This is a genomic window from Nocardioides sp., from assembly GCF_036267815.1.
Taxonomy (GTDB): domain Bacteria; phylum Actinomycetota; class Actinomycetes; order Propionibacteriales; family Nocardioidaceae; genus Nocardioides.
Window position 1 is genome coordinate 48,945 of the sequence record NZ_DATAVI010000058.1, and the last position, 7,696, is coordinate 56,640.

The 7,696-nt window shown below is 68.7% G+C and carries 8 protein-coding genes, 2 tRNA genes and 1 pseudogene; 4 read left to right on the top strand and 7 right to left on the bottom strand.

Annotated elements, in window-relative coordinates:
- Nucleotides 1-260 precede the first annotated feature (260 nt).
- Both VHW64_RS12185 and VHW64_RS12190 read left to right on the top strand, forming a co-directional pair.
- The gene (locus VHW64_RS12185) at nt 261-923 is read left to right on the top strand and encodes a helix-turn-helix transcriptional regulator (protein WP_329650827.1); all 663 of its coding nucleotides are present in this window, start codon (nt 261-263) and stop codon (nt 921-923) included.
- Nucleotides 923-1,492, top strand: a complete 570-nt coding sequence (locus VHW64_RS12190) for a DUF6036 family nucleotidyltransferase (RefSeq protein ID WP_329650828.1) — start codon at nt 923-925, stop codon at nt 1,490-1,492. The genes VHW64_RS12185 and VHW64_RS12190 overlap by 1 nt, the downstream gene beginning before the upstream one ends.
- 46 nt (nt 1,493-1,538) lie before the next feature.
- Here VHW64_RS12190 and VHW64_RS12195 read toward each other — a convergent pair whose 3' ends face one another.
- Nucleotides 1,539-1,988 carry an NUDIX hydrolase gene (locus tag VHW64_RS12195; protein ID WP_329650829.1) on the bottom strand — a complete coding sequence of 150 codons (450 nt, stop codon included), beginning with the start codon at nt 1,986-1,988 and terminating at the stop codon, nt 1,539-1,541.
- Between the two features lie 209 nt (nt 1,989-2,197).
- Here VHW64_RS12195 and VHW64_RS12200 point away from each other — a divergent pair, with 209 nt between their 5' ends.
- Nucleotides 2,198-2,923: a UPF0158 family protein gene (locus VHW64_RS12200; protein WP_329650830.1), complete on the top strand. Its 726-nt coding sequence runs from the start codon at nt 2,198-2,200 to the stop codon at nt 2,921-2,923.
- Nucleotides 2,924-2,960: 37 nt separating this feature from the next.
- Here the strand turns inward: VHW64_RS12200 and VHW64_RS12205 are convergent, their stop codons facing one another.
- On the bottom strand, nt 2,961-3,266 hold the full coding sequence (locus VHW64_RS12205) for a hypothetical protein (RefSeq protein ID WP_329650831.1): 306 nt from the start codon (nt 3,264-3,266) through the stop codon (nt 2,961-2,963).
- A 442-nt stretch (nt 3,267-3,708) separates the two neighbouring features.
- Between VHW64_RS12205 and VHW64_RS12210 the strand changes: the two are divergent.
- A pseudogene (locus VHW64_RS12210) lies at nt 3,709-3,990 on the top strand (tyrosine-type recombinase/integrase); the annotation flags it as partial.
- Between the two features lie 240 nt (nt 3,991-4,230).
- Here the strand turns inward: VHW64_RS12210 and VHW64_RS12215 are convergent.
- The 5 genes from VHW64_RS12215 to VHW64_RS12235 form a co-directional block, all read right to left on the bottom strand.
- A tRNA-Glu gene (locus VHW64_RS12215) sits at nt 4,231-4,303 on the bottom strand.
- Nucleotides 4,304-4,393: 90 nt separating this feature from the next.
- Nucleotides 4,394-4,465 (bottom strand) — tRNA-Gln (locus VHW64_RS12220).
- An 88-nt stretch (nt 4,466-4,553) separates the two neighbouring features.
- Nucleotides 4,554-5,519 (bottom strand): CPBP family intramembrane glutamic endopeptidase, encoded by a 966-nt coding sequence (locus VHW64_RS12225; protein ID WP_329650832.1) that lies wholly within the window; start codon nt 5,517-5,519, stop codon nt 4,554-4,556.
- Entirely contained in the window at nt 5,516-6,991 is a 1,476-nt protein-coding gene (gene gltX, locus VHW64_RS12230; protein WP_329650833.1) for a glutamate--tRNA ligase, read from the bottom strand. Before gltX ends, VHW64_RS12225 begins: the two co-directional genes overlap by 4 nt.
- A partial coding sequence (locus tag VHW64_RS12235; protein ID WP_329650834.1) for a fumarylacetoacetate hydrolase family protein occupies nt 6,988-7,696 on the bottom strand: 709 nt, incomplete at its 5' end. The genes gltX and VHW64_RS12235, both read right to left, overlap by 4 nt.

A 7,696-nucleotide genomic window follows, 5' to 3' on the forward strand; every position in this document is an offset into this window, starting at 1 on the left:
TCACCGGTCGGTACCGCGATGGACGCCGCCCGGAAGGCGCCTCGGGCACGTCGGGCCCGGCCTGCGCGCGTTGCCGGGTGTGGCCCCAGTGTCGGCCCGAGTGTGCCCGAGCGGGACTTCACCGGAAGCGCAGAAGCGGCCCTCGGCAGCGTTCTCGCTGGTTAGGAGAGCTTTTCGGAGTGGTACCCCCGACCGGATTCGAACCGGCGCTACCGCCTTGAGAGAGGGATTCAAGGGTCAACGAAGGATGACGAGAGCCGATGAACGTGCAGGCCAGAGCCACTTTGCGGTATTGGCTGCGGTTGGCCGTCGAGGGCTGTTTCTGGACCGCGTGTCGCCCCAGTGTTGCCCGAGTTCCACATCGACGGCCCGAGCCCTATAGCAGAAACCGCTATACTAGAACCATGACCGGCCGAGGCGAGGTGCTGCGCGACGTGATGCTCGAGACGAGCACCACCCAGTCAGACCTGTCCCGGCTCAGCGGTGTGCGCCAGCCCAGCATCAGCGGCTTCCTGTCCGGAAAGGTCGAGCTCAGCGACGACCAGCTCGACCGACTGCTGTCGTGCATGGGGTTCCGGCTCGAAGTGGTCAGGCGCCCGGTCGTCCCCAAGCTGACTCGCTCCGAGCGCCGGTCCTGGCAGTTGCACCGGCGACTTTCGACGCTGCTCAACCGCGAGATCTTCAAGGACTGGGAGCCGACCATCGAGCGCAACCTCGACCGTCTCGGCGAACGGGTGACCGGCCAGCCGCACGAGCAGAATCTCGACCGGTGGCGGCACCTGATCGACCGCGGCGATCTTCCCGGCCTGCACCGGGTCATGACCGGCCTGGACCGGGACTCGATCGAGATGCGCGAGGTCTCCCCCATGTCCGGACTGCTCCCCGACGAGGAGCGCCGCGAAGTCCTGAGGCTGGCTGGCTGATGCGTCGCGACCAGCTTGAGCACGCGATCCGTACGACCTGCCAGATCATCCAGGAGCCCGAGGTGATCGTGGTCGGCTCGCAGGCCATCCTCGGCACCTACGACGAGTCGCAGCTTCCTGCTGCTGCGACCATGTCGATCGAGGTCGACATCCTTCCGATCGCTGACAGCAATGAGGAAACTGCTCGGCTGGCCGATCTCATCGAGGGCGTCGCGGGCGAGTTCTCCCCCTTCGAGGGACTCCACGGCTTCAGCATCGACGGCGTCGACCTCGACACCGCCGTCCTGCCCGAGGGTTGGCGCGACCGCCTCGTCCCACTGCAGAACGCGAACACAGCCGCGCCCTCGGGAGAGCGGCGCTTCACCGGCTGGTGCCCCGACAAGGAGGATCTCTGCGTCGCGAAGCTGATCGCCTTCCGCGAGAAGGATCTCAACTTCGTCGGATCCCTCGTCGATGATGGACTCGTCGACGGCGAAGAGGTCATGCGTCGCGTCGAAAGGGTTGCGGGCGGGCACAAGGCAGCAATCGAACGTGCGCATTCCTGGGTCGAGTCCCGAAAGCTGGCCTGAAACATCTGCCCGAAACGCACTCATCTGCCGATGTGAGGGCGTCCTGTTACGGCGCACGGGTCGCGTCGAGGAACACGACAGGCCCTCCCGCGTGCGCATGCAGCGCGGCACTCATTCGAGCCTGACCTCGCGCACCGTGAAGAGCGACTGCCTCGCCAGGGTCGAGCCAATGGGCAGCCTCGATCTCCTCCGTCTGCAGCGTCAACTCGGGTGACCCCACGAGCGGCTCGCTGTCGAACACGAACTGAACGCTGCTGGGCTTTTCACCCTCCGGCCCCAGGTGCTGCACCGCCAGCAGTCGCCCGACGGACACCTCAAGGCCGACCTCTTCCAGGACCTCGCGCTGACCCGCGACCGCCGGTGACTCGGCTGGCTCCACAATCCCACCAGGGAGGATCAGCGTGTCGCGGTTGTGAGTCTTCACCATCAGAAGTCGCCCGCTGGTGTCCCACACCAGGACTCCCGAAGCCAGCACGTGCGAAGGCCAGTCCGACATGCGCTCAGGCTACGGCTGCATCGCACTCACAAGCCGCGGAGCGGATCGTCCCTCCGCCGTGGTCCTCACGTCTCCGGGTAGGCGCGGCGTGGCACCCCCTCCGGCCTCTGTCCGGACGTGAGTTCGGCCTTGTCCTCCGGCGTGTGGCGGTGGACCGTTGCGGCAGACGCCCGGCGCCGGGGGCGCGCAGAGGTGGGGACAATGTCTCGATGGACGATCTGGAACGCCGGCGCCAGCTGCGCGCCGCAGTAGCCACGGCAGACGGCGAGACGTTGCTGTCCCTGCTGCAGCGATCGTGGCCCGACCACGCGCTCCAGCTGATCGGCGATGGGCTGCTGGAGGCGCTGGCTCGCGGAGCCACCGGTGCTCGGGAGGCGGCGGTCGAGTGCGTGACCGCGCTGGGTGAGCGGGACTGGGAGGGTGACGAGGAGCTTTCCACCGCGCTGGCGGCCCGACTCGGTACCGGGGCAACGCGGCTGTTGAAGCCGCTGCCAGTCGACCTCGAACAACTCGCCGACGTGCTCGAAGGGGACCCGGTCTCCAGTGGCGGCCGGATCGACCTAGACGACGGCGAGGTGTGGCCCATGCCGGCCGTCGAGTACGCGATCGAGGTCGGCGACGAAGAGGCGGACGAAGACGATTCCGAGCACTGGTTGTGGGTCCACAGCGAGGGCTCACGTGCCGGCTACCACGACATGGAACTGTTCACTGCCAGCATCGAGGACCCCGATATCGCAGACGGGCTCGGGAGGGCCTTGGACGGTCGAGGTGCGTTCCGTCGATTCAAGGACCAACTGGCGCGTTGGCCCGACCTTCAAAGCCGCTGGTACGCCTACTCCGAGGACAGACATCGCGGACGAGCACGAGCCTGGCTCGCCGCGGAAGGCTACACACCCACCTCACAGATGCGGCGGGAGTCGGCAACCCCGACTTGATAGCAACGGCCTCCGACCGTCATGTCAGCGGCGGTCGCTACGAGACCTCATTTCCGCCGATCACGAAGTAGCCGACGAACACTGCGACCACGACGACCACGAACCCGAGCACGGACACGAAGACGCCGAGTAGGCCGCCGCCACCGATGCGCCGAGTGCGTCCGGGAAGAGTCGCGGCCAGGCTGACCGCTCCGCATAGCGCCATACAGACGAGCGGGATGAGGAATCCAGCATCCAAGTGGCCGGTCACCACGACTATCAGACCTACGCACGAGGCGCCGAAGTTCAAGGCGACGGAAGACCAGAAGGCGTCCCAGAGCGTGACACCCTCGATTCTCGGCACGGACGAAGACTAGATGCCGGGGAGCCCAGCCGACCGCTCACTGGTCGAAGGTGTGGTGGTCGGTGGGGTGATCCGGCACCGTGATGGGTGTCGGTGACATGGAGTCACCGGCGCATCCCTGGTTCCCGTTGGGTCATCGCCACGACCGCGAGACCTGTGAGGTCCCCGATGAGTAATGCGGGGCCCAACGGCCCAGGACACGCCGACTGGCGACAGGGCTGTGCGCCATCAGAGCGCCGATCAGTGAGCGACCGGCAGTCGTGTCCCGAACCGTTGGGGGTGCCACCTGCTGAGGCAACAGCGAGGGAGCACGAGACTATGATTGATCAGATTGACCAGCCTGATCAGATTGAGATGGCCGGTACCCCGGTTCCGACTGCTCCGACCGCGGGCATCGATTGGGCCAGCACCGAACACGCCGTTGCCGTGGTCGATCCCGGCGGTGTCCAGCTGGAGCGGTTCAAAGTCCCTCACACCACGCCGCGAGGTCCCGATCCCGCAGTTCCTCGCGACCGAGCTTGGCGAACACATCTGGAGCAAGCAGCCGGACGATCTGGTCTTCGCGGGCATCCGCAGCGGCCAACCCCTGCGCGTCAGCACCTTCCGGACCGCGTTCAGCTCGGCCGCCAGGGCGATCGGCGTACCGGACCTGCACCCGCACCAGCTGCGGCACACCGCGGCCAGTCTGGCGATCGCCAGCGGCGCGGACGTCAAGGTCGTCCAGCAGATGCTCGGGCACAGCTCGGCGACGATGACGCTGGACACCTACGGGCACCTCTTCGAGGACCGGCTCGACGAGGTCGGCAGCGCGCTGGACGCCGCCCGGGAGGCGGCTCGAGCACGGCGAGCCGGTCTGAGCGCGTTGCCCCGTGTTGCCCCAGTGTTGCCCGAGCCGGATTTCGCGGGAGATGACGAAGCGGTCAAGTCCAGCGTTTCCGCTGGTCGGGACCGCTCTTCGGAGCGGTACCCCCGACCGGATTCGAACCGGCGCTACCGCCTTGAGAGGGCGGCGTGCTAGGCCACTACACAACGGGGGCGGGCACGTGAGACACGCGAAGAGAGACTGTATCGGTCGGTCTCAGAGGCGACAAAATTCTGAGCGATTCCGGCCCGGACCGGGACTGTCGCTGGGGTACTAGGACTCGAACCTAGACTAACTGAACCAGAATCAGCCGTGCTGCCAATTACACCATACCCCAATGGTTGAGCGGCTTTCGCTGCTCCGCGACCCACTCCGACCCGGGACCGGCAGGGACTGGCGGACGCTCAGCCGACCGCCGGGAAACCCTACACGCGGCTGCGCGGGGCCTCCAAAACGCGCGGGCCGGTGGTCGTGCTCAGGCCCATCCTCCGGCAGACCACGACGGCGAGCCACAGGTAGACCAGCGACTGGGTCAGGGTGACCGGGATGCTCCACCAGCTCCCGCCCGTGGGGTTCAGCGTCGTGGCCATGTCACCGAAGGCCAGGGCGGCGCCGTAGGCGAGGAAGTTGTTGAGCACGTGCATCGCGATGCCGGCCTCGAGTCCCCCGGTCCGGATCACCAGGATGCCGGCCACGACGCCGAAGGCGAACCGGTCGAAGAAGACCGGCACGCTCTGGCCGAGTCCGTGTGCGAGGCCGAACAGGAATGCCGGCACCAGGACCGCCACCCACGCCGAGCGGAACATCCCGCCGACGGCCTGGGTGAGGTAGCCACGGAAGACGTACTCCTCCCCCGCCGCCTGGAACGGCGTGAGGAGCGCGATCACCAGCAGGTAGTGGAACGTCGTGGTCGTGAAGGCGTTGGCCGAGCCGCTGACGTCGCCGCCCTGACCGGGCAGCACCGCACCGACAACCAGCGTGGCCAGGAGTGCGACCACAGACACCCCGAGGCAGGCGACCAGGAAGCGCCAGCGGATCCCCGGTCTCACCGAGGCCAGCCAGCGCGGCGCGATCCCGTGCAGCAGCCTGCTGCCCACCATCGCCAGCGGGATGAACGTCGCAAGCGCGACGTTGAGGAACGCGAGCCGCTCCGGCGACGGATGGTCGAGGTCGGCGAGCTGGCTGACGGGCACCTGCGCCTGGCCGGTGACGGCGAAGTAGGCGGCGAACGCAGCCTCGGCCACCACGGCGCCGATCACGGCGAAGCCCAGGAACATCAAGACGATGCCGGCCAGGGGTCGCCAGAGCCCAGGAAGGCCGGCCTCCTGGATGCGGTGGTACGGGAGCCCGGCCGGCACCTCGATGTCGTCCGGCCTGCGTGCCTGAGTCATCCCAGGGCCGCCTGGAGACGGCCCAGCGACCGCTCGCGGCCGAGCAGCTCGAGGGACTCGAACAAGGGCGGGCTGACCCGTCGCCCCGTCACCGCGACCCGGACGGGGCCGAACGCCTCGCGTGCCTCGTCGCCCTCCGTCGGCGCGGAGGACTCCTGAAGGGCCCTCTCGATCCCGGCCGTCGTCCAGTCGCCGAGCGAGGACAGGGCCTCGTAGGAGGCTCGCAGGACGTCGCGGTCGGCGTCGTCGATCTCGTCGACCGGCGCGAACTCCGTCTCCCCGACGAACAGGAACCCCAGCATCGGCACCACCTCGGACAGGGTGCTCATCCGGCCGGCCACCCACGGCATCGCGGCGTCCAGGAGCCGGCGTTGGTCGGGGGTGAGCGGCTCGCTCACGAGCCCGTCGTCGGCGAGGAAGGGGATCACGCGCTCGGTCATGTCCGGCAGAGAGATCCGCCGCATGTGCGCGCTGTTGACCGCCTCGAGCCTGTGGAGGTCGAAGTGCGCGGGCTCGGGCCCCACCTGACGGACGTCGAACGCCGCGGCCATCTCGTCGATGGTGAACACGTCGCGGTCACCCATCCGCCACCCCAGGAGCGCGAGGTAGTTGAGCAGCCCCTCGGGCAGGAATCCCCGGTCGACGTACTCCAGCAGACCCGAGCCCGGCTCCGGCGCGCGCTCGTCCTCGGTGACCGCGCGAGTCACGCTCGGCAGGTGCGCGTAGCGCGGAGGGCCGTCTCCGACACCGAGCTGCCGAAGCGTCCTCAGCAGGGGGATCTGCCGGGGCGTCGCCGCCAGGAGGTCGTCGCCGCGGATCACGTGCGTGATCCCCATCATGGCGTCGTCGAGGGTGTTGGTCAGCGCGTAGAGCGGGTCGCCGTTGGCACGCAGGATCGCGTAGTCGGGCACGTCCTCGGGAGGAACCGCAACCTGCCCGCGGACGAGGTCGTCGAAGACGACGGGCTCGTCCGGCATGCGGTACCGGAGCACCGGGTTGCGTCCCTGCGCCTGCCATACGGCGAGCCGGTCGGCGCCGAGCTCGCGGCAGAAGCCGTCGTAGCCCTGGGCTCGCGACCCGCCCTCGGCCCGGCGCTGCTCGACCTCCTCGGGCGTGCAGTAGCAGTCGTACGCCGCTCGCTCCTCGCGCAGCGTCCGAGCGGCCTCGGCGTAGATCGGCAGCCGCTCCGACTGCCGGTAGGGGCCGTTGCCCCCACCGACCGCTGGACCCTCGTCCCAGTCGATGCCGAGCCAGCGCAGCGCGTCGATGACGGAGTGGTGTCCACCCCGGACGCTGCCTGCCAGGTCGGTGTCCTCGATGCGCAGGACCAGCACGCCGCCGTAGTGGCGGGCGAACGCCCAGTTGAACAGGGCGCTGCGGACGTCACTGAGGTGGAGGTTGCCGGTCGGGGTGGGGGAGAACCTGACGCGGACGTCCGCGGGGCGCAGGTCACCCAGGACCGGCTCGCTCATCGCCGGGCCACCGTGTTGGTCAGGGCGCCGATGCCGGCGACGGAGACCTCGACCTCGTCGCCGGGCTCCATCGGCCCGACGCCCTCCGGGGTGCCGGTCAGGATCACGTCGCCGGGAAGCAGGGTCATCACGCTGGTGACGTAGGCGACGAGCGTGGGGATGTCGAAGATCAGGTCGCGGGTCGAGCCGTCCTGGACGAGATCGCCGTTGAGGTGGGTCTGGACGGTCACGCCGTCGGCGAAGGTCTGCGGGTCGAGGTCGGTCTCGATCCACGGCCCGAGCGGGCAGAACGAGTCGAAGCCCTTGGCCCGCGCCCACTGCCCGTCGCTGTGCTGCAGGTCGCGCGCGGTCACGTCGTCCGCACAGGTGTAGCCGTAGATGACGTCGGCGACCTGGTCCGGCGGCACGTCCTTGCAGAGCCGCCCGATCACGACCGCGAGCTCGCCCTCGTAGTGCACCTCGGCCGACTGCGGCGGCATGACCACCGGGTCGCCGGGACCGACGACCGAGGTGTTCGGCTTGAGGAAGATCAGCGGCTCGGCCGGCGCCTCGCCGCCCATCTCGGCCGCGTGGTCCGCGTAGTTCTTGCCGATCCCGACCACCTTGCTCCGCGGGATGACGGGAGCCAGCAACCGGGCGTCGGCCAGAGGGACCTGCTCCCCCGTGAACACGATCTCCTGGTACAGCGGGTCGCCCTGGACGACG